Source organism: Thermodesulfovibrio sp. 3907-1M (genome assembly GCF_040450955.1).
GTDB classification, from domain to species: domain Bacteria; phylum Nitrospirota; class Thermodesulfovibrionia; order Thermodesulfovibrionales; family Thermodesulfovibrionaceae; genus Thermodesulfovibrio; species Thermodesulfovibrio autotrophicus.
On sequence record NZ_CP144373.1, the window covers coordinates 81,274 to 105,915 of the forward strand.

Sequence of the window (24,642 nt, forward strand, 5' to 3'; positions counted from 1 at the left end):
TTAGTTCTCCTTAATATTATCTAATCTGTATCCTCTACCTTTGTAGGTTTTAATACTATCATGAGGCAGAATTTTTCTCAGCTCCTTTATATAAGTTCTTACAACTTCATCACCCACTGCTTTTCCGCCCCAGACATAGTTCAGAATTGTTTCAGAGCTAACTATTTCTCCCTTTCTTTTGATTAGTAGAGTTAATAAATCCCATGCTGTTTTTGAGAGTTTTATTTCTCTGTCATTTTTCCAGATTGTTTTTGCATCAATATTGATGGTAACATCTCCAATATTTAGAATACTTTCTATTTGAACTCTCTTACTTAATGCCTTGACTCTGAGTAAGAGCTCTTTTGGTTCAAAAGGCTTTGAAAGATAGTCATCAGCTCCTCTTAAAAAGCATTCTTCTTTGCTTGAAAGCTCAGTTTTGGCTGTAAGAATTAAAATTGGCGTATTTATTTTATTGTCTCTAATGAATGTTATTAAATCTTCTCCACGGGAAAAATTTAACATAAGATCAAGGACGATCACATCAAATTCATAAACTTTAAGAATATTTGGGAGTTTTCTCTCATCTTGAATCCATACTGTTTCAATGTCATGAAGTTTGAAATACTCCTGTATGCTCTCACCAAGAGCTTTGTCATCTTCAATGAGAAGAATTTTCATCAATTGAATATTACATTAAATCGGAAGGTTTTTCAAGAAGGTAAGGAGCAGACATTGTGTCTGCTCCTTTATGAAAATTAGTACATATCAGGGGAAGGCATAGGAGGTTTCTTCTCCTCCTCTGGAATTTCAGATACCAAAACTTCTGTTGTAAGCATCAATCCTGCTACAGATGCAGCATTCTGAAGAGCTGTTCTTGTAACTTTTGTTGGATCAATGATACCTGCCTCCATCATATCAACAAACTTTTCCTGATATGCATCGTATCCAAAATTAATATTACTGTTTTCCTTTACCTTTTCAACAATCAGTGTGGCTTCAACTCCAGCATTGGCAATAATCTGTTTTATTGGTTCTTCAAGAGCTTTCTTAACGATTTCAATACCAAGCTGCTGGTCATGATTCTCAGCTTTCAAATTTTCCAGAGCTTTCTGACATCTTAACAGTGCTACTCCACCGCCAGGAACAATTCCTTCCTCAACAGCAGCTCTCGTTGCATTCAATGCATCCTCTACCCTTGCTTTCTTTTCCTTCATCTCAGCCTCAGTTGCTGCACCAACATTGATTCTTGCAACTCCACCTGCAAGTTTTGCAAGGCGCTCCTGAAGTTTTTCACGGTCATAATCAGATGTTGTTTCTTCAATCTGAACTTTTATCTGTTTAATTCTTCCCTGAATCTTCTGAGGATCTCCTGCACCTTCAACAATTGTGGTGTTGTCTTTGTCAACGATGATTTTCTTTGCTCTTCCAAGATCATCAATCTTTACATTTTCAAGTTTAATTCCCAGATCCTCTGAAATCACTGTTCCACCTGTAAGAATTGCAATATCCTCAAGCATTGCCTTTCTTCTTTCTCCAAATCCTGGTGCCTTTACTGCACAAACCTGAAGAACTCCTCTGAGCTTGTTTACAACAAGTGTTGCAAGGGCTTCACCCTCCACATCCTCTGCAATAATAAGAAGAGGTTTGCCCATTCTTGCAATCTGCTCAAGAATTGGAAGGAGGTCCTTCATGCCTGAAATTTTCTTATCATGAATTAAAATAAAGGCATCCTCAAGAACACATTCAAGGCGCTCAGGGTCAGTTATAAAATATGGGGAAATATATCCACGGTCAAACTGCATTCCTTCAACTATGTCAAGGGTTGTTGCCATTCCTTTTGCTTCTTCAACAGTAATAACGCCATCTTTCCCTACCTTATCCATTGCTTCAGCGATGAGCTCTCCTATTGAAGCATCATTATTAGCAGAGATTGTTCCTACCTGTGCTATCTCTTTTTTATCTGCAACAGGCTTTGAAATCTTTTTAAGCTCCTCAACAACTGCTTCAACAGCCTTATCAATACCTCTCTTGAGATCCATTGAATTAGCACCAGCTGAAACGTATTTAAGACCTTCTTTGTAAATGGCATAAGCCAGTACAGTTGCAGTGGTTGTTCCATCACCGGCAACATCAGAGGTCTTTGATGCAACTTCTCTTACAAGCTGTGCACCCATGTTTTCAAAGGGATCTTTCAGGTCTATTTCTTTAGCAACTGTAACACCATCTTTTGTTACATTGGGAGAACCAAATTTTCTCTCAATTACTACATTTCTTCCTCTTGGTCCCAACGTTGCTTTTACAGCATCAGTAAGAATTGTAACACCTTTAAGAATTGCCTGCCTTGCTGAGTCACCAAATATTAACTGCTTTGCTGCCATATCATCCCCTCCTTTTTTTTATTTTTCTACTATTCCGAGAATTTCTTCTTCTTTAATAATTAAATACTCTACATCGTCAATTTTGATTTTTGAACCAGCATATTTGTCAAAAAGAACAGTATCACCCACCTTTACTTCTTTCACCTCAGAACCAACCTCAATAACTGTGCCCTTCTGAGGTTTTTCCTTTGCCACGTCAGGCACATAGATTCCTCCAGGGGTTTTTTCAAGCTCTTCAGATGAAAACTTAACAACTACTCTGTCTTTAAGTGGCTTAATCTTCATATCCTCCCTCCTTTTTATTTTATTGATGAATTATTAGCAACTAATCTTACCGAGTGCTAATATAACCTGAATTTGGATATCCAATCAAGGCTAAATAAAACAATTTATAGCCAGTTTTTAACTATTTTTATGGAATATTATTGTTTTTTGTTATTTTTTACTATTTTTCTTTAAAATACTTTTAATCCTAAAATTGATGATAAAGAAGCCAGGTTTAGTTTATTTAGAGATTTCTCGGGAGATCTCAGTTTCAAATTTTTATGTTGACAATAAAGGGGAATGGAATTTACACTTTAATTATATTCTGTGCAGGATTGAGGTTTAAAAAGTTTTTCTGGATGAAGGGCTTTGGAAATAAAAGAAGTTATAAATAAAAAACAGCTCAGAGAATTCGTAACCCTACCGTTGAAAATTTATAAAAATGACTCCTTTTATGCTTCTCCATTAATCAACGATATGATGGAGCATCTTACTGAGAAAAATCCTTTTTTTAAAAGAGCGAAGGCTAAATTTTATATTGCTTACAAAGGTGGAAAACCTGCTGGAAGAATCGCTGCCATAGTTAACTATGCTCATCTTGAGTATCATAAGGACAATGCAGGTTTTTTTGGACTTTTTGAGTGCATAAAGGAGCAGGCTGTTGCCAATGCCTTATTTGATAAAGCAAAGGAGTTTCTTAAAGAAAATAATCTTTCCATAATGCGTGGTCCAATGAATCTTTCAACAAATGAAGAATGCGGATTTCTTTATGAAGGATTTGATACTCCTTCAATGATAATGATTCCATATAATCCGCCATATTATAACGAGTTTGCTCAATCATATGGAATGAAAAAAGTAAAGGATCTTTATTGTTTTTTGGCAGATGTTCCTGATAAACTTCCTTCAAAAATTGAAAGAATTGCCAGTTTCGCAGAAAGACAGGGAATCAAAGCAAGAACAGTGAAATTGAAAAATTTAACCGAAGAGCTTTATGCATTTATGGAAGTTTATAATGAAGCATGGGCTTCAAATTGGGGATTTATTCCAATAACAAAGGAAGAGATTGACTACATGGCTATGAAGCTTAAACCTGTAGCATTACCTGAACTGGTTATAGTTGCTGAAAAAGATGGTAAGCCAGTAGGTTTTTTTGGCGCCATTCCTGATTTTAATGAAGTATTAAGAAAAATCAAAGGCAGATTGACGCCATGGGCAATAATGAAGGCTCTGTATTACAGAAGAAAAATTCAATCAATAAGGCTTCTTCTTTTTGGAGTAAAGAAAGAGATGAGACACAAGGGTGTGGAATCAATAATGCTCAGAGAAGCTTTCAGAGGTGCAAAAAAATATGGATTTAAAAAAGTGGAATTTTCATGGATTCTTGAAGACAACTTTGATACAATTAACCTGACCCAGATAATAAATGCCCGTAGATATAAAACTTTGCGAATTTATGAGACTGATATTGTGTTATAATTAAGTGAGGCTGTTTGATATGAGTCAAGCTTTATTCTGTTATTCCGATACAGAAAAAAGTGGAGGAGATTCCTCGCTTCGCTCGGAATGACAATTTTTCTGTCATCCTGAGGCAGAGCAGTGTTTCCTCGTTGGTGAAGATGTAGGTAAATATGGGCTTGCAAGTTTTTGAACAGACTATTGAATATTAAGGAGAAAAAATATGAAAATTATTAAACAGCTTTTGTTTGTTTTGTTAGGTTTGTCTCTCTTATCCAGTGCCTTTGCAGCTGAAAAAAGATACAGTTTGCCTCTGGAAAACTCACCTTATATTGGATATGAGAATGCGCCCGTTACCATTGTTGAATTTATTGACTATCAATGACCGCATTGTATTGAGGTTGGTCCGACCATTGAAGGATTGGTTAAAGAGTTTAAAGGAAAGGTAAAACTTGTGATTAAGTTTTTCCCATATCGCTACAGAGACTATTCAAGAATTGCAGCAGAGGCAGCAGTTGAAGCATGGAAACAGGGCAAGTTTGCTGAAATGCATGAGTTATTAATAAAAAGATCTCCAAAGCTTGACAGGGAATCTTTAATAGCTTACGCAAAAGAGCTCAATCTTGATATTGAAAAATTTGTAAAGGCAATAGACAATCAAGAAGGTGCTTCAATAATTGAAAGAGATTTGAAACTCGCCAATGAGATGGAACTTTACGTAACTCCTGCTTTTTATATCAATGGAGTAAAAATTCTTGGAGTAAGAGACTATGATTATTTCAGGGAAATTATTTTACAGGAACTTAAAAGTGCTACTAAAAAATAGCATTATTTACTTTCTCTGCGTTATTTTTGTTTTCTTTATCTATTTCCATATTGACAGCTTTGCCTCTGACAAAAAGAAAAAACAACTTGAATCGCTACCTCCTGTGCCTGTTCCAAAAGACAATCCACAGACTACAGAGAAAATTGAGCTCGGTAAAAAGCTTTTCTTTGACCGAAGACTTTCAGGAGATGGAACTACAAGCTGTGCCAATTGCCATGATCCTGAAAAAGCATTTACCGATGGTTCTGAAATATCTCTCAGTTACCCAACAACAAGAAACTTCAGAAATGCACCAACTTTGATGAATGTAGCCTATGCAAAGTATCTTTTCTGGGACGGAAGGGCAAAGACTCTTGAAGAACAGGCAGAATTTCCAATTATGTCAGCTTTTGAAATGAACCAGAATCTTGATTTTTTAGAGGAAGAAATAAGAATTGTTCCCGAATACAGAGAAGCCTTTAAGAGAGTTTTTGGCAAAGATGTAAATATAAAACTTATTGCAAAAGCAATTGCAGCCTTTGAAAGAACTCTGATATCCAGAAATGCACCAATTGACCGTTATCTAAGGGGAGATGAAAATGCATTGAGCCCAGAAGCTAAAAAAGGACTTGAAATCTTTACAGGAAAAGGAAAATGTATAGAATGTCATTATGGAGCTTATCTCAGTGATCAGGAATTTCATGCGCTGGAGGTTCCAGAAAATCCAAAATATGTTAATGAGCCAAAGTTCATAACCACAAGGCGTTATGTGGCTAAAATTAATAAATATCCAGACTACATGAATGTGAAAGAAGACCTTGGAAGATACTTTAAAACGAAGAAAAGAAAGGATTACAAAGCTTTTAGAACTCCTACCTTAAGAGAAGTTGCAAAAACTGCACCCTATATGCATAATGGTATATTTAAGAGCCTTGAGGAGGTAATTGATTTCTTTAATAAAGGCGGAGGAAAGGGGAATAAGTTGTTGAAACCCCTTAATTTAACCGATTATGAAAAGAAAGCACTTAAAACCTTTCTTGTGGAAGCTTTATCTGGTGATGATTTACATATAAAACCACCAGAAATTCCATAAACATGGAGGATACATGAAAATAGAAGAACTAATAAGAGAAAAGCCACATCTGCAAAGCCCTCTTGAATTTTATCAAAAGATAAAAAATTTAACCGAGCAATGCAAAAAGGACAAAGAAGTGCTAAAGCTTGACAGCGGGACTTCAGTGATAGATATTGTTCTTAAAAACTTCTCATCGGTTTTTCAGATTCCCTATGAATCAATTTCATTTTTGAAAGATGAAATTTTAAAAAGCGGAAAAAATCCTTTAAAAGAGCCTGCAACCCTTTGGTCTCTTCAGCTTCATAGTGAAGAGCTTTCAAAGGAAGACATTCAAAGAATGCTTTTCATTTTGAGTAAACCCTTTTTTGTCTTTTTAAGAAAAGAAGGCGAGCAGGTATCTTTTATGGATACAGGAAAATGCCCAGTTTGTGGAACAGATTCATCCCTTGCAATGATTACAGAGAATAATGAAAAAATAATGATATGTCCACTTTGTGAGCATGGAGGAAGCTTTTTCAGAATTGGATGTCCCTATTGTTTTAATAAAGATTCAACCAGAATAGAAATTCTTCTTGATGACGAGGAAATAAGAGCTGAACTCTGTCTTGAGTGTAATACTTACATAAAAAGCTTTAAAGAAAATCACTATATAAAGTACAGAGATCCCTTTTTGATTGACATAGTCAGTTTACCTCTTGATATAGTTGTGCAGAAGCGAGGCTACATAAGGCGTTCTCCAAATTTCATTGGATTGAGAATAATTGAATAATGAGGAAAAAGGTTTTTCACGAGCTTTTATCGCTTGAGGAAGCAAAGGAAATACTGTTTAATGCTTTTAAAGAAAGGCGCTGTCTTCCCATTGATGTAGAAACCATCTCTGTTAAATCTGCTTTAGGAAGAGTCACGGCAGAGCCGGTTTTTGCCAGATTTTCTTCACCATATTTTCATTCTGCTGCAATGGATGGATATGCTGTTAAAGCTCGCGATACCTTCTCTGCAACTGAGAGAGAACCAGTAAGGCTCAAAATTGGTGTTGATGCTCACTGGATTGAAACAGGAGACCCACTTCCAGAGGATTTTGATGCTGTAATACCAGTGGAAGATGTCAGTATAAAGGATGGATACATAGAGATTTATGCTTCTGTGCCTCCTTACAATGATGTAAGACCTATTGGAGAAGATATTGTTGCGACAGAGTTAATTATTCCGGAAAGTCATGTTGTGCGCGCTGTTGATATTGGAGCAATGCTTGCAAGCGGAATAACAGAGATAAAAGTACGAAGGAAGCCTGTTATTGGAATCATTCCAACAGGTTCAGAACTAATTGATGCTGAAACAATTAAAGAGAGAATGCCAAATCCTCCTGAGCTTATAGAGTATAATTCAGCAGTTCTTGGTAGTCTTGTAAATGAGCTGGGAGCTGAAGCTAAAATTTATTCAGTGATTCCAGATGAAGAAAATAAGATAAAGAATGCAATTTTGAATGCTTTAAAGGAGTGTCACATTGTTTTATTGAATGCTGGTTCTGGATACGGAAAAGAAGATTTTACTTATAAAGTAATCAATGAACTCGGTGAGGTTATTATAAATGGTGTTGCCATAAAACCTGGTAAACCCTTTATTGCAGGATTTATTAGAGAGAAAGCTGTTTTAGGAATACCCGGTTATCCTGTATCAGCCTTTTTATGCTTTGACCTTTTTGTTAAACCTTTGATAGAGCTTTATCTTGGTGTATCAACAAAAAAACAAGAACAACTTAAGGCATTACTTTCAAGACAGATATCATCAAGCATAGGGGTTGATGAATTCGTTAGAGTGAAGGTGGGTAGGGTAGGAGAAAACTACATTGTAACTCCAATGGGAAGAGGTGCTGGACTTTTAATGAGCGTTGTGAGAGCTGATGGATATGTTGTTGTTCCCAGAGGCTCAGAAGGATTCTCTCAGGGTTCTGAGGTACCAGTGTATTTATGGCGCAGCAAAGAGGAGATTAACAATACCGTAGTCTGCATTGGCAGTCATGACAATACTCTTGATGTTTTATATAACTTTTTAAGAAAAAGATTTCCCCATGTAACTCTTTCCTCTGCTCATGTTGGTTCAATGGGTGGTCTTGTTGCGATTAAAAAAGGTGAAGCACACATTGCCGGGACTCATCTTCTTGATGAAGCAACCGGGGAGTATAATGTGCCTTTTATAAAAAAGCTTTTGCCAGAGAAAAAAGTTGTTCTCATCAATCTTGTTTATAGAATTCAGGGTTTTATTGTTAAAAAAGGCAATCCAAAAAACATTAAAGGATTTGAAGATCTTACTCGTGAAGATGTAGTTTTCATAAACAGACAGGCTGGCTCAGGAACAAGACTTCTTCTTGATAAACATTTAAAAGAGCTCGGAATTTCCCCTGATACTGTTAAAGGTTATGATAGAGATGAATACACTCATATGGCAGTAGCTTCAGCAGTGCTTACAGGAAGAGCTGATGTGGGATTGGGAATTCTCTCTGCTGCAGAGGCATTGAGACTTGATTTTATTCCTGTTACTGAAGAAAGATACGATATTTTGATTCCTCAGGACTTTCTTGAATTGCCAATAATTCAGGCAGTTTTAAAAGTCATAGGGGAAGACGAAGAGTTTAAAAAAGCAGTAAGCTTACTTGGTGGATATGATATTCGTGATATGGGAAAAATAATTTATTCTAATTAATTCTCCTGCTTTTTAACTTCTTCAATGGCTTTTTCAATAGATTCTTTATCAATTCCAAGAATTCTTTTTGCACCAATAAATCTACTCAGATAGTAGGGCGCTTCTAAACTGTCAATTGTTACTTTCTTTGACCTCGTTGATGCATGGATGAATAAGTTGTCTCCCAGATAAATTCCCACATGGGATGGAAATTTTGCATAAGTTCTGAAAAACACAAGGTCTCCTGGTTGAAGCTCATCTTTTTTTACAGGAACTCCCACAGTAAACTGCTCTCTTGCACTTCTTGGCAGTTCAATTCCAACCATTGAATAAACTTTTTTAACAAAAAAGGAGCAGTCAAGTCCGCTAAAACTATTTCCACCAAATCTGTATGGTAGATGAAGCATCTTTTTGGCAAAAAGAAGCAATCTCTCAGTAATGCTCATCTGAGAAAGGTCTTCTGATGCCTTAATCTCCTCTATTTCTTCCACCTTTTCATCTATGTCTGGTTTAGCAGAAGCTAAGACAGGAACTTTTTCCTCCTCCCTTATTGAAATATTCTCCTTTGGTTTTTCTGGAGCTTTTACAATAAGTTTTTGCCCTGTGCTGAGTTTGTTGCTATTTAATCCATTAAGTCTCTTAAGTTCTTCCACTGATATGTTATATTTTTTTGCAATTCTGAAAAGTGTTTCACCTTTTTTAACGATGTGGTAGTCTGTCTGTTGTGATTTTTTTGTGATTTTATTATTTTTTTCTGGGATTTGTAATTTCATTCCTGTCTGCAATTTATTACTCTTTAGATTATTTACCTTTTTTATTTCATCAACGGAAACATTAAATTTCTTTGCAATTTTATAAATGCTGTCACCTCTTTTTACTGCGTAAGTCTGGGCAAAGACAAGGCACGGAAAAAGAATTAAAATTATTAAAAAAACAAATATTTTACTCATAAATCACCTCCTTATGCAGCGTTAACATTATTAAAATCAACAACTGTTGGCAGTTCACTTAAACTTGAAATACCGAAAGTTTTCAAGAATTCCCTTGTTGTTCCATAAAGAAAGGGTCTGCCAGGCACTTCCTTTTTTCCTACAATTTTTATAAGTTTTTTTTCAATCAGTGTTTTTATTGCATAATCAGAATTTACACCCCTTATTCTTTCTATTTCAGCTTTGGTAATTGGCTGTTTATAAGCTATGATAGCGAGTGTTTCAAGTGCCTGTTCGGAGAGTTTATTGTTTGTATGCTGCTTAAACATTTTTATCCATTCTGCATACTGGGGATTTGTAACCATCTGATAGGAGTCTTCAATTTTGATAATCATAATTCCTGAATTTCTGGTTCTATATTCTTCAGCAAGTTGATTGATTATCTCTTTAAGATAATTTTCAGGAATGTTTAACAGGGTATGGAGAATTTTTATTGAAAGAGGTTTTTCTGCGATGAACAGCAAGGACTCTAAAATTCCCTTTATCTGTTCTCTTTGGGTGAATAAATTCATGACTTCCGTATTATACAGAATCAGTTTTAAAAAAATCAATGCCTTATGGCAAGCACCAGAAAAAAATAATGACTCATATGTTACAATGGAAATATGTTGGATGACAAATTCTTTATGAAAAGAGCATTGTTTCTTGCAAAAAAGGCAAACTGGAGAACTTCTCCAAATCCTATGGTTGGTGCTGTGATTGTAAAAGATGGAAAGATTATATCAGAGGGATATCATAAAAAAGCAGGCTTACCCCATGCAGAAGCTGAAGCTATAATGAGTGCAAAAGAGTCTTTAGATGGTGCAACCCTCTATGTAACGCTTGAACCATGCTGTCACAGAGACAAAAAAACACCACCCTGCACAGACGCAATAATAAATTCAGGGATCAGACGGGTTGTTGTTGCAATGAGAGATCCGAATCCAAAGGTATCAGGAAAAGGTATAGAATTACTGAAAAATTATGGAATTGAGGTTATTGAAGGAGTTTTTGAAGAAGAAGCTAAAAAATTAAACGAGTTTTATATAAAATACGTAACCACCAGAACTCCCTTTGTAATTCTTAAAATTGCAATGACAATGGATGGTAAAATCGCCACTCCTCGGGGTGAATCTAAATGGATTACTTCAGAAAAATCAAGAAAACTTGTGCATCTCATACGTTCAAGAGTTGATGCTCTGCTTTCTGCCTGTGGAACTGTGTTGAAAGACAATCCCATGTTTACATCAAGAATAAAAGGAGGCAAAAATCCATTAAGAGTTATTATAGACCCTGAACTTAAGATTCCTTTAGATTATCATGTTTACAGCCCTCCACCACATACAATAGCCGTAGTACATGAAACTAAATTACATGACAATAAAGTAAAAATCCTACAGAGCAGAGGAGTAGAAATTATCTCTTTTTCTTCTGAAAAAGTTGATCTTCAATGGCTCATGAAAGAGCTTGGTAAAAGAGAGATTACCTCTTTGATGATTGAAGGAGGCTCTTCATTAAATAGTTATGCTTTATGGAGCGGAGTAGTGGATAAATTAATGATTTTTATTGCCCCAAAGATAATAGGTGGTGCAGATTCTTATCCAAGTGTGGGAGGAAAAATTTATAAAAATCTCAACGAAGCCTTTGAAATAAAGGATTTAAAGATAAAAAAAATATCAGATGATATTCTTATAGAAGGATATTTAAAAAAGGCTTGAAAAATTTTTAATTTTGAGCTAAAGTTGTATTAATTAATATTTTTCAGGAAAGGAGGTGAGAAAGAATGAAAAAGCTTTTAACTGTTATGGTAGCAGCAATGTTTATTTTTGCTTTTGGTTGCGCTAGTAAGGATTATGTGAAGCAGGAGATTGATCCCCTTGTTGACAGAATAGGTAAGCTTGAAAGTAAGGTAAACAATCTTGAATCAAAGGTTAATGCTCTTGACAAGAAAATTGATGACTGCTGCACAAAGGCTGACGATGCTGCAAAGAGAGCAGAGGCTGCTGCACAAAGAGCAGAGGATGCTGCAAAGAGAGCAGAAGCTGCTTCACAGAAAGCAGGAAAGGCATTTGAGCTTCAGCAGAAGAAATAGTTTGAATTTTTTAGAGCCACAGATCAGAAGGTATGATCTGTGGCTCTTTATTTTTAATGCTCACTGAGGTGGGGATTCCGCTTTTTTGTTTAACTGCATTATAAAGCTTGAAAGTATCCACATATTTCAGAAGTCCCTTTTTAGCAAGCTGTTCCATTGCATTTTTAAGATAATCAAAATCTTTCAGCTGGTCATCCCTGTGAACTTCCACATAAACATCATTGCCAATTTTTCCTACTTTTACAGGTTGTCTTACAATTAATACTTCTGTTCCAACAGCAACCATATCAAACAGTTTTGGAATGTCTTCCGGGTAAAGTCTGATGCAACCATGAGTAACTTTTCTTCCAACAGCCCATGGTCTGTTTGTTCCGTGAATGAGATAACTCAAGCCAGAAAGTCTCATTGCATGTGTCCCAAGAGGATTTTCAGGTCCTGGAGGAACAACTGCTGGAAGCTCTGGTCTTTCTTTTCTGATTGACTCAGGAACATACCATGGAGGATTAACAATTTTATGAGATATTTTAAACTTCCCAACAGGAGTTTCAACTCCATCATCGCCAATTCCAATTGGAAATGTGCTAACCATCTGTTCTCTGGATTTTTTATGGAAATAGTAAAGTCTCATTTCAGATAGATTTATAATTATTCCCTGAAAATTATCTGGTCTGTCAGGTAGAATCCAGAAAGTTGGAATTATTGCCTTATTTCCATCTCCAGGAACAAAGGGATCCAGTAGAGGATTGGCATCTACTATTTCATTATAGCCTAAATCATAATGTCTTGCAATTTCTATAAGTGATTCTTTGTTCTTTATTATATGTGTTTGCAGTTTTCCAATAATTGTTGTATCCTTTGAGATAGAGAAGGTCTCTCCATAGGAGAGGTTAAAACTCAGAAAAAGGAAACATAAAATTATTAAACCAATCCATTTTTTCATAGTTAGTTTTATTTTATCAAATTAAAACGGTCCCAACGGGATTTGAACCCGTGCTTTAGCCTTGAGAGGGCTACGTCCTAAACCTGGCTAGACGATGGGACCTTAAAAATACTGGGGAGAGAGGATTCGAACCCCTACAAGCAGATCCAGAGTCTGCCGTCCTGCCGTTAGACGACTCCCCAATCTTTTATTGATATATCATAAAAATGTTTAAATTGTCAAACTATTAAGGTCTGTAACCTATATTGATGGTTAAATCATTGAATTTGTATCCATGATTTAGTATATACTTAATTATGCATCCCTATGTGGAACTTGCTAAGAAAACTGTGGAAGAGTATGTAAGAAAAGGGAAAATGCCTGCTATTCCTGAAAATATTCCTCCTGAGATGAAAAGAAAAGCAGGAGTATTTGTTTCCATAAAGAAAAAAGGTCAACTTCGTGGATGCATCGGAACATTTTTGCCTGCCACTGAAAATATATACACAGAAATAGTGAGGAATGCTATAGCTGCAGCAACTGAAGACCCTCGTTTCCCTCCTGTTCAGCCTCAGGAGCTTGAAGATCTGGAATATTCAGTGGATATATTAAGCCCTCCAGAGCCTGTAAATAGTCTTGATGAACTTGACCCTAAAAAATACGGAGTTATTGTAGTAAAAGGATGGCAGAAGGGACTACTTCTTCCTGACATAGATGGTGTAAATACTGTTGATGAGCAATTGAGAATAGCCAAACTTAAGGCAGGTATTGATCCCTATGACTCTGATGTGGAGATTTACAAATTTAAAGTGGAGCGTTACAGGTAACTTCCTCCCAGAGCCTGTTTTTTATTTCATCTATTAATGGAATAAGTGTTTTCCTGTCTTTTGCCGAGATTCCTATTGCATTGTATCTGCTACAAATTTGCTTAACCTCAAAAAACGGAATTTTGTCAATTTTGTTAAAGACGAGAATAACAGGTTTTCTCTCAAGTCCCAAATCTTTGAGGATTTTATTTACAGAATCAATGTGATTTTCAAACTGGGGATTGGAAATATCAACAAGATGAATAAGTAAAGAGGCATCTTCCAGCTCTTCCAGTGTAGCCTTAAATGCTGCAACAAGGTCCTCTGGTAAGTCTCTTATAAAACCAACTGTATCAGTGATTATAAGCTCCTTTTCTTCGGGAAATTTCAATCTTCTTGAAGATGTATCAAGGGTTGCGAACATTTTATCTTCCACAAAAACACTGCTTTTTGTAAGTGCATTAAGAAGTGTAGATTTACCAGCATTTGTATAACCTATGATTGAAACAATGGGAATTGAAAGCTCCTTTCTCCGTTTTTTTCTTTCCAGTCTTGCTAGTGTAAGTTTCTCAAGTTCATTTTCAAGATGGTGAATCCTTTCCTTTATTCTCCGCCTGTCAATCTCTAGTTTTGTCTCTCCAGGACCTCTTCCTCCAATTCCACCAGCAAGCCTTGACATGGCTGTTCCTTTACCTGTAAGCCTTGGAAGCATATATCTTAATTGAGCAAGCTCTACCTGAACTTTTCCGTCCCTTGTGTGGGCTCTTCTGGCAAAAATATCAAGTATAAGCTGGCTACGGTCTATTACCTTTAACTCTGTCATATCAGTTATTGCTCTTATTTGAGATGGCGTTAAATTCTGATCAAACACAAGAAGAGTTGCTCCCATATCCATTGCTTTGATAATCAATTCTCTGAGTTTGCCTTCTCCAAGAAGGTATTTTGGATTTACTCTTTTTACCCTTTGAATGATTTTATCTATTACGAGCACATCTGCTGATTTTGCGAGTTCTTCTAATTCCTCCATGTGTTCTTCAAGAATGTATTTTGGCGCTGTGGAAACACTGATAAGAATAGCCTTTTCTCGTGGGTCGTTTACATCAATAGCCCTTGCTCTATCCATTTCTGCTTCAAGATTATTGATAAATTCTTTAAAATTAAACCTTAGAGAGTAAAAATTTGATGAAATAACTTCAATTTGATTTTCTTTCCCATAAGGTAAAAGATGAACAACATGAATGAGCTCAGGCAATCCTTTTTCATGGGTTAAAACAGCCATAGCATCAAATCTTAAAAGTCTCAGATCAGTAATATCTTCTCTGTCAGGCATTTCTTTATTTAAGTGAGTATGGATGTATCTTAAACCTCTTAAAGGTTTTTTACCTATATTAAAATCTTCAAGTGAAGGTATTAAGATGGAGTGAGCAGTGCCAATTATAACATGGGTTATGTTACCTGCTCTGTCAATTAAAACTCCGATCTGTCTGTTAATTTCAAAGGATAGAGCACATAGAGATTTTGCTAATTCAGGAGTTATAAAGACTTCTACAGGCTGTTTTTTTCTGTAAAGCTTTTCTATTGCATAAATAGTGCTTTTTTTTAATCCTGCTGTATTGCCGTAAACTTTAGCTATTTTTTGCTGCCTCCTTAATTTAAAGATACCAAATTTTTAGATTTTTATCAAATGACCATTGACAGAATTATTCTTGAAATCACAGCCAGTATTAATGCTATAACTATAGTTAATCCTGAGATTAAAATCATTCTCTTAAATCCAAGTTCTTTTAACAATACTCCCATTGTTCCAACGCAGGGTATGTAAAAGATTGTAAATATGGTATATACAATTAATTGAAGATCTGTCATCACAGTGTTAAGTTCAGTCGTATGCATTGCCTGAAAAAGCATTATCATTGAGAGTTCTTTCCTGAGAATTCCAAAAAGAAGCGTAATTCCTGTTTGCTCAGGCAGTCCAAGAACTAAGCTCACTAAAGGAGCAAATATTTTGTTTAAAATTAAATCTATCTTTAAGTATTCCAGAAAACTGAGAGTAATACTGCTTATGATCAGCAGGGGCCAGGCAACAAGCATAAAATCCTTTAGTCTCAGCCATGTTTTCATAAAAACATTTTTTAATGCTGGCATTCTCAATGGAGGAATTTCCATTATTAAGCCAGGAGTAACTTCAGGAATAAATTTTGTTAATACAGCACCCAAAATCATGATTACAAAAAGATTAAAAAGATAAAGTCCTGCAGCAGCCAGTCCTCCAATGTATGCTCCAATCAGTCCAAATATTACAGTTGTTCTTGCTGCACAGGGAATCAAAACAGAAAGAGTTGCTGTAATAAAACGATCTCTTGGAGACTCCAGTATTCTTGTTGCCATAACACCAGGGACATTACACCCGTATGAAACAACAAAGGGAAGAATGCTTTTTCCATGCAGTCCAATTCTATGCATTATTGTATCCATCAAAAAAGCCATTCTTGGCAGATAACCTATGTCTTCCAGCACAGTTAATCCAATAAAAAATGGTATTAAGTAAGGAATGGCAACACCAACTCCTCCTGAAAAGCCCTCAATCAATCCTTTAACAATGAAGTATAATAAAGTGTTTTCTTCAATAAACCCTGGCAATTTCTGACTCAAGGAATCAAAAGCATCTGTAATAGGTTCTTCAATGATTTTTCCCACTTCAAAAACTATGAAGAAAATTCCAAAGAGAATTAAAAACAATAAGGGATATCCAAGATATTTGTTTGTGAGCAGATCATCAATCCGCTCTCTGAAGGATTTTAAAGGTTGTCCAACCTTTGCTACATCTTCAAATATATTCATTGTAAGAGCATGTCTTTCAGAGGATATGACAGTATCAGCATGCCTTCCATGGGTTTTCTTAATTTCTTCTCTTATAGTTTTAATTTTTTCTATAATCTCCGGGAATTTTTCAATTTCTTCAAATAACTCTCTGTCTCCTTCAAGTAATTTCACAGCCATATATCTTCTCGGGATGTTTCTTAAAAATTCATCAGTAATGATCTGTTCAATTTCTTCAATTTTTTCTTCTATGTCTTTGTGGAAAGGTTGAATTTTTGGGATAAGCCTTTTATGATAAGCCTGCTTTGCAGAGACAAAAATGGCATCAAGCCCAATTCCTTTATTGGCAACAGTTTCAATTACAGGAACACCGAAAATTTGAGAGAGTTTCTCACTGTTGATTTCAATACCTTTTCTACGAGCTTCATCTATCATGTTTAAACAGATAACCATTGGAACCTGAAGTTCAGTAAGTTGCAGTGTAAGTTCAAGGCTTCTTGAAAGAGTGGAGGCATCAATTACATTTATAACGACATCTGCCTGCCCTGATAAAATGTATTTTCTTGATTCCAGTTCAGCCATATCAATAGCTGTAAGAGAATAAATCCCCGGTAAGTCAACTATTTCAAAGGTTTCGTCTCCAACCTTTACTTTACTTACTGTATAATGGACTGTTTGCCCAGGAAAGTTTGCAGTCATTGTTTTATATCCTGCGAGTCCATTAAAAATTGTGCTTTTGCCAGCATTGGGCTGTCCTATAAAGGCGATTTTCATTCCAATTCCTCCACTTCTATCTTTGAAGCAACTCCTCTCCCCAGTGCTACATCAAACCCATTTACTTCCAGAAGAACAGGACCACCCAAAAAAGAGCTTTTTTTCAAAGTTACAATATCACCAATATGAATGCCCAGGCATTGAAGATGCTGCCTTATCCCTCTTCCGCCTGAAATTTTCAGAATTTTTACTCGTTTACCGTTATTTATATCAAGCAATGTTTTCATTATAAGCCTCCTTATTTACACTTTCTATAAGTGCCACATATATTATTCCAATTTTATTAGATAATTCTAATTATTGAACATAAATTCTAATTTTGTCAAGAAGGAATTAATTAAAAGGGGTTAAGTTTTTATTATTTATGTCCCTTTCTTTTTTCAATTTCTAACAATATCTCATCAGCCAGAATTTCATAATCCAAAGCACCACGACTGTTAGGGGAATATAACTTAACCGGTGTATGATTTTCAAAAGCTTCAACAAGTTTTATATCTGCCCTGATACCATGAAAAACTCTGTTTTTTCCAAACTGATTGGATACTGAATCAGTAACTTTTCTGTGCTGCTGAATTCTCTGATTTATCATTACAGGAATAAGTCCAAGCAATTTAAGGGACGGATTCTCTCTAACTGCGATTTTAAAAAACAATCTTGCAAGACTTTTTATTCCTTCTGTGGACAAAAAATGTGGCAAAAAGGGAATCAGTACATAATCAGAGGCAACGAGTGCATTAATCAACAAACTGTCAAGAGATGGTGGTGTATCTATCAGGATAAAATCAAACTCTCTGTGAAACCCTGCTTTTTCAATTACATCCCTTAAAGCTCTGTTATTTAAGACTCTTCCATGTTCAAATAAAGGATCAGCTGGAATAATAAAAAGATTTTCCCAGTCTGTCTTAAATACAGCCTTTAAAATAGAAACTTCAGAGTTACATAAAATAGAATGAATTGTATAGAGATTTTTATTAAGAGACAATCCCAATCCAATAGTGGCATGCCCCTGCGTGTCAAGGTCAATGACAAGAATTTTCTTCCCTCTTAAAGCAAACTCTGCAGAAAGATTCACAACAGTAGTGCTTTTACCTGTTCCACCTTTTCTGTTTGTTACTGTAATTATTGTGCACATTTTTAAAATAACTCAATCTTGGCAGCTTTTTCCTTTTTCTGCAAAGAATTATTTACGACTTCTTCATGAATTTCTCTCTGTGATTGCATAACATATCTCTGATAAAATGTATCAAGAAGTTTTTGTATTTCAACCGGTTTTTCTGCTTCCGCAGGGTTTAATAACCATTTTAGCATTGCTGTATTGTACTCAGAAAGGTCTTTTAAGTCCTCTATCACTCTCTCAAGTTTCTGTCTTATTACATCCTGGAATTGAATCTTACCCAGTAAATCTGTAACAGTTTTCAAGACCACTTCATTCTGCTCATGAATTTTCTGAATTATATCAAATATCAAGCTTCCAACAGAGCTGAATGATGATTCCATTTCTTTTACAGTGTTTTCGGCATCATGTAATTGTTTTAATTGCTCACTTTGAGATATTTGTCTTTTTAAGCTTTCAAATTCTTTATTCATTGTCTCTGAAAGCTTTTTAATCTGGCTTATAATTTGTTTTGAAGTGCTCTCTGTTTTCATTGAAAGTTTTCTTATTTCATCAGCAACTACTGCAAAACCTCTGCCCTGCTCACCCGCCCTTGCTGCCTCAATTGCTGCATTTAATGCTAAAAGATTGGTTTGCTCTGCGATGTCCTTTATACTGTCCATAAGTGGAGTTACATTGTTTACTTCATTCACTAAGGACTTTACACGATTCAAATTATCTTCTAAGTTTTTCTGATGTGATTCAATCAGGCTATGTAAAATTTTTATCATTTCAGTGTTATGTTGCATCTGTTTTTCAATGACTGTAAGAAGATTCTGCCCTGAAGATACAGAGCTTTCAATGAGTTCTGTTTGTTTTCTGGTATTTTCATATAAATATTCCAGTCCTTTTATAACTTCTATACTACTTTTTTCAGTAGTTTCTATTGTTGAAAAAATATGCTCTGAGAAAAGTTTATACACATCATTTAACTTTAGCATCTGGTTGTCTGAAAATTCATGACTAATAATCCTGTTTTGCATGATTCCATACTCTTTTTCAATTGAGCTGTAAAGCTTTTTAATAGGACCTGCTATCTTTATCGTAAGATATCCGCAAAGAAATAAACAGAGAAGCATAAGGAAAAAAAATGTGATAAATATTTTCCATGGTTTATCAAAAAATGGGAAATATTCATATACCATTGTCCCTATTAAGCTAACCAGAAAAGCAAAGGGAAGAGTAAAAATGAGGTAGTTTTTAATGACTTCTCTCATTTTTCGCTTACCTCCCAATAAATATTGCATTTTACCCCCCCCCCCCCCCAATAAAGAGGGCTATTAATAAAAAAAGAGTTTTCATTCTAAGCTCCTGGTAGCACTTTTTTTACTACATTTATTAAATCTGTTCCAGATATAGGTTTTACAAGCCATCCTGTGGCACCGAGTTTTTTGGCTTCTTCTCTTTTTTTCTGCTCACTTTCAGTGGTAAGAATAAGTATAGGAGTAAACCTCAGCAGCGGCTTAACCTGTCTTATAAACTCAAGTCCATCCATGACAGGCATGTTTATATCAGTAATTATGAGATTGGGTTTAAGCCCTGATTTTATTTTATCAAGCGCCATCTGTCCGTTTGAGGCTGTCTCAACTTTAAATCCATGCATTTCAAGAGCTGCCTTAAGGCTCATTATCATTGTTGCTGAATCATCTACTATAAGAACTGTTTTACTCATCCGATATCCCTCCTTTTTTGTATTTCCGTAACCTCTTTTTTTACCAAGTGGAGATCCCTCGCCTGCCTCTGGCAGGCTCGGGATGACAGAAAAATAGTCATTCCTTTATTATCCATTTTTTTAGATCCTTATCTTCTGGAAGTTTTATTATTTCTGGAGTGAAAACCATTAAAAGCTGTAGAATAGCAGTATGAATGTGTTTACACTGGCTCATGTCAATCTTGATTTTCTTTTTTTCTAAAAGCTTGTTAAATATAGCTTCTGCATCTTCAACTGTTACTAAATCAATAAATTTCAATGTGCTGTTTTTAATTTCCACTGCCATGTATCAACTCCTCTGGATTTATTATTAATAAAACTGATCCATCACCCATTATTGCTGTTCCTGAAAACACCCTGAGATTTGCCATGTATCCTGTAAAGGGTTTAAGAATTATGTCTGCAGTGCCATGAAATCTATCCACTATTATGCCTGTTAACTGACCTGCAATGTTAAGAACAGCAACAGCATATTCTCCATCTTCATTTAAAATGTGAGGTTTTTCTATATCAAGTAGTTTATTAAGATAAAAAAGAGGGATGACTCTATCTCTCAAAACAGTTGTCATTTTCCCTTTAAAGGTATGGATTCTTTCCTTATGCACTCTTACTGTTTCAGCAACAGAATCCATAGGAATTCCAAATCTTCTCTCACCTGATTCTATTATCATTACATGAGAAACTGCCATTGAAAGAGGTAAGGAGAGAGAAATAGTTGTTCCCTGATTTTTAACAGATTTTACCTTTACAGAACCCCTAAATTTATCTACAGCTGTTTTTACAACATCCATACCAACGCCTATTCCTGAAAGCTCTGAGGATATCTCCTTTGTTGAAAACCCCGGATGAAAGATGAGATTTAAAGCTTCTTCATCATTCATCTTCTCAAGCTCTTCTTCAGATATAATTCCTTTTTTATAGGCTCTTATCTTAATTTCTTCTGGGTCCATGCCTTTCCCATCGTCAATAACCTCTATCAATACATGATCTGCTTCATGTTTTGCTCTGAGAATAATCGTTCCAATTTCAGGCTTTCCTTTGGCAGTTCTTTCTTCATGGGATTCAATCCCGTGATCAAGGCTATTTCTTACTAAATGAATGAGAGGGTCAGAGAGGGCTTCTATAACATTTTTATCTGCCTCTGTTTCTTCTCCTTCAATAATGAGATTCACTTTTTTATTAAGTTTCTTTGACAGGTCCCTTACAAGTCTTGGAAATCTCTGAAAGACTAATGAAACAGGAATCATTCTTACTTGCATTATTGCATCCTGCATATCTTCAGCTATGCGATTAAGGACGCTATAGTATGCTTTTATGTCCTTAATAATTTCTGTTATTCCATAAAGATCTTCAACCTTCCTTGCAAGATAGGGAAGAGTGTTTTTGGCAACTACAAGCTCTCCAATTAAATTCATAAGCCTGTCAATCTTTGCCTCATCAACCTTCAAAACCTTTGTTGATACCGCTACAGCCGCTTCTTTCTGAGAAGGAGCTTCTGATACATCAGAAGTGGTTCTGTCTGCTGGAGGTTGCTCTTTCTTTAAAGGAGGCGCTATTGAGATTGTTTCCTTCTGGTAATGACTCTCGGGGAGTTTATCATCTATCCATTTTATGATTGAATCAATGTTTTCTTGACTTTGCTTTATAGTTTTAAACTCATTTAAAAGTTTTGTATTTTTTATGGAGAATAGAGCGTTTTCTATGACATCCGTAACAGCTTTCAGGATGTTGTCTCTTATTATTCTGTCTTCTCTGAGCCTGGCTTTCTCTAAAACCTTCTTTTGAATTTTAATAACCTTTATGAAATCATCGGGAAGCTCTGTTTCTTTTGCTGTTTTTTCCTTAAAAGTGAATACAGGCATTGACATAGTTTTTATTGCTTCAATAAGTGCTTCAATGTAATCCTTTGTTTCTGGTAGATGCTCAATAAGGAGCAATATCCATCTTAAGGCTGAGGCAAAATAAAGCTCGGAGGAGGAAAGTTCAAGAAGTGTTGTTACGGCATTTTTTAGTGCTATAGTATTTTCCTCTTTTAAATAAGTTTTTGCATCATTTATAAAATCTTCATAAACAGGACCTCCGTTTTTATCTCCCTGTGGAAATATGAGAGAAGTTACATCAATCTCAATAAATTTAACCTGATCCAGCACATACTTGAAATACTCTGTGAGCTCTTCTTTTTCTGCTGTTGATAAAATCTCAAAGTCGGTAATGCAACGGTAGATATCCATCAATGATGGATCAGGAACTTCTTCCCTTAAATAGTATCTTGCCCAGATTAAATCAGGAACATTTCTTACGAAATAAAATGGGTCTTCACCTTTGTAAAAACATTCAGCTTCAGGAGTATAGTGAATTAAAATAATCTTTTTACCATTCAAAGCTTCTTTTACTGCTTTCATGCGGAATTCTTCAGGAATAACGGAAAAATCAAAGACATGCTCTAACTGTATATGTTCCTTTTTTTCAGATTTTTCTTTAATTTCTGACTCTTTTTTGGGAGATGTTTTAAGAAAACTCTCTTTTATTTTCTTAGCCTTTTCTTCAGCTGATTGAACTGAGGATAAAGAAGGTGAACCTGAAGCCTCTATCTCATCAATCATTATTGAGACTATATCCATTGCCTCAAGTAAAATGTCTGCGATATGAGAGCTGTAACTTAAACTTCCTTCCCTTACAAGATTCATCAAATCTTCTGCTGCATGTAAAAGTTTTGTCATTGAAGGAAAATCAAATAAGCCAGAATTACCTTTTAGGGTGTGAACAATACGGAAAAGCTCATTAAGAAGACCTGCATCTTCTTTTTCTTCAAGTTTTATGATTATCTCACTAATTGTCTGTAAAAAATCTCTGCTTTCAATGATAAATTGCTCAAGCAATGGATTACTCATAGGTCTCTCCCAAAAATAGTTTGCATACTTTTATAAGTTCATCAGGGTTAACAGGTTTAACAATGTAAAAGTTTGCTCCATTTTCATAAGCTTTATGCATATCTTTTTCTTCTGCCTCGGTTGTAACCATAATAACAGGAGACTGCCTAACACTTTCACTGCTTCTCAATTTTTTAACAAAGCTGTAACCATCAAGTTTTGGCATGTTAATATCAACGATGTAGAGGTCATAATCATTTATGAGTGCTTTTTCAAGAGCTTCAAGACCATTTACAGCTTCATCAACTTCAAAGCCTACATCTTCAAGAATTTTTTTGTGATACATTCTTACTGTTCCTGCATCGTCAACAACCAGAATCTTTTTCATATATCCTCCTCAAGAGGTTTCTGATAAACAATGGCTTCAGGAAATTTTCTGACTTTAAAAATTGGAGATATTCTGCTCATTGATTCTGAATGTCCAAGACAGATAAATCCACCAGGATTTAAAGCATCATAAAGATTTTCTGCAGCAAGTTTTCTTGATAGATCATCAAAATATATAAGAAGATTTCTGCAGAATATTATGTCAAACTCTCTATATCTTTTCATCTCTATTTTGTCAACTATGTTTATTTTCATAAACTCAACAGAGCTTCTTAATTCCTCAGAAATTTTATAGTAGCCATTGCCAATGTTTTTAAAATATTTTTGAAGTATTGCTTTAGGAAGATTTTGCACGGAGCGTTCAGAGTAAACACCAGATCTTGCCTTCTCAAGAGCACAGGTATCAATGTCTGAGGCTATAACTTCCACATCCCATTTATCAATATCCTTCCAGTATTCAAGCAGATAGATGCAAATTGAATAGGGCTCCTCACCTGTTGAGCAGGGCACAGACCATATTTTAATAGTGCTTCCAGGTTTTTTCCTTGATACAATTTCAGAAAGCATTCTATTTACCATACATTTAAACTGATACTCTTCTCTGAAAAAATAAGTTTCATTAATTGTTAAACTATTTATTAGAGTTTGAAGCTCTTTGCCTGAGGCTTCAAATCTTAAAAAGATAAAGTAGTTTTTAAAACTGTTGTGTCCAGTTGCTTTTATTCTTTCAATAAGTCTTCTGTCAACAAAGTATCTTTTATTTTCGTCAAAATAAATCCCTGTTTTTCTATAAAAAAACTCTCTGAATCTTTCAAAATCATCATCAGATATCGTTATTTCAGGTTCAGTTTTTAATTTACAATTAGCGTTCACCTATCCTCCTTAAAGCTAAATCTGCTGCGAACTGAATATATGGCTCATCTTTGAATTTTTCTTTAACTCTCTTTATAGCTGGGATAGCCTTTTCTGTTCCTATCTCAGCAAGCAGATCAAGAGCAGTTGCGCAAACATTTACATTTTCGTCTCTTTCAATAACCTCAATCAGCCATTTAATTACATCGGGATGTCTTAGACTCTCAAGAATATTTATGGTAAAGATTCTCACATCTGGTTCAGAAGAATTAAGAAGCCTTTCTATATGTGGAGCCACTTTGTCAGGTATCTGTTTTAATGCTTCTATTGCAGAGTTTCTCAAGTGGGCATCATCACTTTTTAAGCAGTCAATAAGTCCTTCTATAGCTTTTTCATCACCAATTGCAATCAGGGAACTTATTATTAACTCACGAACTGAGATGTCTTTTTCTTTCATGAGTTGTGCTATTAAATAACCTGATGCCCCTTCATACTGAGTTAAGTCTCTTGCAGCCCATCTCCTTTCTGTGGGATTTGAGCTTGAAAGCTGAACTATTAAACCATCAAAATTTCTTTCAATACTTCTTCTTTCTTTTTTTATATCAGATACTTTATTCTCTTCTCTCTTTTTTATTGGCATAACTTTTCA

26 protein-coding genes and 2 tRNA genes are annotated in these 24,642 nt (G+C 35.3%); 9 read left to right on the forward strand and 19 right to left on the reverse strand.

Translation table 11 applies throughout. The features are described from left to right. From V4D30_RS00385 to V4D30_RS00395, 3 genes are all read right to left on the reverse strand, one after another. Window positions 1–660, reverse strand: a complete 660-nt coding sequence (locus tag V4D30_RS00385) for a response regulator transcription factor (protein WP_353684275.1) — start codon at window positions 658–660, stop codon at window positions 1–3. 77 nt (window positions 661–737) lie between these two features. Continuing rightward, the gene (gene groL, locus V4D30_RS00390) at window positions 738–2,360 is read right to left on the reverse strand and encodes a chaperonin GroEL (RefSeq protein WP_353684276.1); all 1,623 of its coding nucleotides are present in this window, start codon (window positions 2,358–2,360) and stop codon (window positions 738–740) included. Between the two features lie 18 nt (window positions 2,361–2,378). Further along, window positions 2,379–2,645, reverse strand: coding sequence for a co-chaperone GroES (locus V4D30_RS00395; protein ID WP_353684277.1), 267 nt, complete (start codon window positions 2,643–2,645; stop codon window positions 2,379–2,381). A 348-nt stretch (window positions 2,646–2,993) separates the two neighbouring features. On the opposite strand from V4D30_RS00395, the gene V4D30_RS00400 reads away from it, so the two are divergent. The 6 genes from V4D30_RS00400 (at window position 2,994) to V4D30_RS00425 (ending at window position 8,662) form a co-directional block, all read left to right on the forward strand. Further along, the gene (locus tag V4D30_RS00400) at window positions 2,994–4,103 is read left to right on the forward strand and encodes a GNAT family N-acetyltransferase (RefSeq protein ID WP_353684278.1); all 1,110 of its coding nucleotides are present in this window, start codon (window positions 2,994–2,996) and stop codon (window positions 4,101–4,103) included. A gap of 202 nt (window positions 4,104–4,305) precedes the next feature. Beyond that, the gene (locus V4D30_RS00405) at window positions 4,306–4,467 is read left to right on the forward strand and encodes a hypothetical protein (protein WP_353684279.1); all 162 of its coding nucleotides are present in this window, start codon (window positions 4,306–4,308) and stop codon (window positions 4,465–4,467) included. Window positions 4,468–4,476: 9 nt separating this feature from the next. Then, entirely contained in the window at window positions 4,477–4,908 is a 432-nt protein-coding gene (locus V4D30_RS00410) for a thioredoxin domain-containing protein (protein WP_353685146.1), read from the forward strand. Further along, window positions 4,892–5,980: a cytochrome c peroxidase gene (locus V4D30_RS00415; protein WP_353684280.1), complete on the forward strand. Its 1,089-nt coding sequence runs from the start codon at window positions 4,892–4,894 to the stop codon at window positions 5,978–5,980. Before V4D30_RS00410 ends, V4D30_RS00415 begins: the two co-directional genes overlap by 17 nt. Window positions 5,981–5,993: 13 nt before the next feature. Next, complete coding sequence (gene fdhE, locus V4D30_RS00420; protein ID WP_353684281.1) at window positions 5,994–6,731, forward strand: formate dehydrogenase accessory protein FdhE; 738 nt, start codon at window positions 5,994–5,996, stop codon at window positions 6,729–6,731. Then, on the forward strand, window positions 6,731–8,662 hold the full coding sequence (locus V4D30_RS00425) for a molybdopterin biosynthesis protein (RefSeq protein ID WP_353684282.1): 1,932 nt from the start codon (window positions 6,731–6,733) through the stop codon (window positions 8,660–8,662). Before fdhE ends, V4D30_RS00425 begins: the two co-directional genes overlap by 1 nt. Here the strand turns inward: V4D30_RS00425 and V4D30_RS00430 are convergent. Both V4D30_RS00430 and scpB read right to left on the reverse strand, forming a co-directional pair. Further along, window positions 8,659–9,591, reverse strand: coding sequence for a LysM peptidoglycan-binding domain-containing protein (locus V4D30_RS00430; protein WP_353684283.1), 933 nt, complete (start codon window positions 9,589–9,591; stop codon window positions 8,659–8,661). The genes V4D30_RS00425 and V4D30_RS00430 overlap by 4 nt on opposite strands. Before the next feature lie 11 nt (window positions 9,592–9,602). Next, on the reverse strand, window positions 9,603–10,142 hold the full coding sequence (scpB, locus tag V4D30_RS00435) for an SMC-Scp complex subunit ScpB (RefSeq protein WP_353684284.1): 540 nt from the start codon (window positions 10,140–10,142) through the stop codon (window positions 9,603–9,605). Between the two features lie 93 nt (window positions 10,143–10,235). Here scpB and ribD point away from each other — a divergent pair, with 93 nt between their 5' ends. Further along, window positions 10,236–11,327, forward strand: a complete 1,092-nt coding sequence (gene ribD, locus V4D30_RS00440) for a bifunctional diaminohydroxyphosphoribosylaminopyrimidine deaminase/5-amino-6-(5-phosphoribosylamino)uracil reductase RibD (RefSeq protein WP_353684285.1) — start codon at window positions 10,236–10,238, stop codon at window positions 11,325–11,327. Between the two features lie 65 nt (window positions 11,328–11,392). After that, window positions 11,393–11,701, forward strand: a complete 309-nt coding sequence (locus tag V4D30_RS00445) for an Lpp/OprI family alanine-zipper lipoprotein (RefSeq protein ID WP_353684286.1) — start codon at window positions 11,393–11,395, stop codon at window positions 11,699–11,701. Window positions 11,702–11,711: 10 nt separating this feature from the next. Here V4D30_RS00445 and V4D30_RS00450 read toward each other — a convergent pair whose 3' ends face one another. From V4D30_RS00450 to V4D30_RS00460, 3 genes are all read right to left on the reverse strand, one after another. Beyond that, window positions 11,712–12,641 carry a L,D-transpeptidase family protein gene (locus tag V4D30_RS00450; RefSeq protein ID WP_353684287.1) on the reverse strand — a complete coding sequence of 310 codons (930 nt, stop codon included), beginning with the start codon at window positions 12,639–12,641 and terminating at the stop codon, window positions 11,712–11,714. 27 nt (window positions 12,642–12,668) lie between these two features. Then, window positions 12,669–12,743 (reverse strand) — tRNA-Glu (locus tag V4D30_RS00455). A 9-nt stretch (window positions 12,744–12,752) separates the two neighbouring features. Beyond that, window positions 12,753–12,823 (reverse strand) — tRNA-Gln (locus V4D30_RS00460). Window positions 12,824–12,937: 114 nt separating this feature from the next. On the opposite strand from V4D30_RS00460, the gene amrA reads away from it, so the two are divergent. Further along, window positions 12,938–13,447 (forward strand): AmmeMemoRadiSam system protein A, encoded by a 510-nt coding sequence (amrA, locus tag V4D30_RS00465; RefSeq protein ID WP_353684288.1) that lies wholly within the window; start codon window positions 12,938–12,940, stop codon window positions 13,445–13,447. Here amrA and hflX read toward each other — a convergent pair. The 11 genes from hflX to V4D30_RS00520 all read right to left on the reverse strand — a co-directional run bounded on the left by hflX (window position 13,425) and on the right by V4D30_RS00520 (window position 24,633). After that, the gene (gene hflX, locus V4D30_RS00470) at window positions 13,425–14,756 is read right to left on the reverse strand and encodes a GTPase HflX (RefSeq protein WP_353684289.1); all 1,332 of its coding nucleotides are present in this window, start codon (window positions 14,754–14,756) and stop codon (window positions 13,425–13,427) included. The two genes, amrA and hflX, sit on opposite strands and share 23 nt — an antisense overlap. Before the next feature lie 350 nt (window positions 14,757–15,106). Next, window positions 15,107–17,020 carry a ferrous iron transport protein B gene (feoB, locus tag V4D30_RS00475; protein WP_353684290.1) on the reverse strand — a complete coding sequence of 638 codons (1,914 nt, stop codon included), beginning with the start codon at window positions 17,018–17,020 and terminating at the stop codon, window positions 15,107–15,109. Continuing rightward, window positions 17,017–17,247, reverse strand: a complete 231-nt coding sequence (locus V4D30_RS00480) for a FeoA domain-containing protein (RefSeq protein ID WP_353684291.1) — start codon at window positions 17,245–17,247, stop codon at window positions 17,017–17,019. Before V4D30_RS00480 ends, feoB begins: the two co-directional genes overlap by 4 nt. Before the next feature lie 131 nt (window positions 17,248–17,378). Further along, window positions 17,379–18,152, reverse strand: a complete 774-nt coding sequence (locus tag V4D30_RS00485) for a ParA family protein (protein ID WP_353684292.1) — start codon at window positions 18,150–18,152, stop codon at window positions 17,379–17,381. 2 nt (window positions 18,153–18,154) lie between these two features. After that, window positions 18,155–19,390, reverse strand: coding sequence for a methyl-accepting chemotaxis protein (locus tag V4D30_RS00490; protein WP_353684293.1), 1,236 nt, complete (start codon window positions 19,388–19,390; stop codon window positions 18,155–18,157). Window positions 19,391–19,476: 86 nt separating this feature from the next. Beyond that, window positions 19,477–19,845 (reverse strand): response regulator, encoded by a 369-nt coding sequence (locus V4D30_RS00495; protein WP_353684294.1) that lies wholly within the window; start codon window positions 19,843–19,845, stop codon window positions 19,477–19,479. 97 nt (window positions 19,846–19,942) lie between these two features. Next, window positions 19,943–20,170: a hypothetical protein gene (locus V4D30_RS00500; RefSeq protein ID WP_353684295.1), complete on the reverse strand. Its 228-nt coding sequence runs from the start codon at window positions 20,168–20,170 to the stop codon at window positions 19,943–19,945. After that, window positions 20,154–22,775, reverse strand: a complete 2,622-nt coding sequence (locus V4D30_RS00505) for a chemotaxis protein CheA (protein ID WP_353684296.1) — start codon at window positions 22,773–22,775, stop codon at window positions 20,154–20,156. The genes V4D30_RS00500 and V4D30_RS00505 overlap by 17 nt, the downstream gene beginning before the upstream one ends. Further along, on the reverse strand, window positions 22,768–23,142 hold the full coding sequence (locus V4D30_RS00510; RefSeq protein WP_353684297.1) for a response regulator: 375 nt from the start codon (window positions 23,140–23,142) through the stop codon (window positions 22,768–22,770). Before V4D30_RS00510 ends, V4D30_RS00505 begins: the two co-directional genes overlap by 8 nt. Then, window positions 23,139–24,014 (reverse strand): protein-glutamate O-methyltransferase CheR, encoded by an 876-nt coding sequence (locus V4D30_RS00515; protein ID WP_353684298.1) that lies wholly within the window; start codon window positions 24,012–24,014, stop codon window positions 23,139–23,141. Before V4D30_RS00515 ends, V4D30_RS00510 begins: the two co-directional genes overlap by 4 nt. Next, window positions 24,004–24,633: a HEAT repeat domain-containing protein gene (locus V4D30_RS00520; RefSeq protein WP_353684299.1), complete on the reverse strand. Its 630-nt coding sequence runs from the start codon at window positions 24,631–24,633 to the stop codon at window positions 24,004–24,006. The genes V4D30_RS00515 and V4D30_RS00520 overlap by 11 nt, the downstream gene beginning before the upstream one ends. Between the last annotated feature and the right edge of the window lie 9 nt (window positions 24,634–24,642).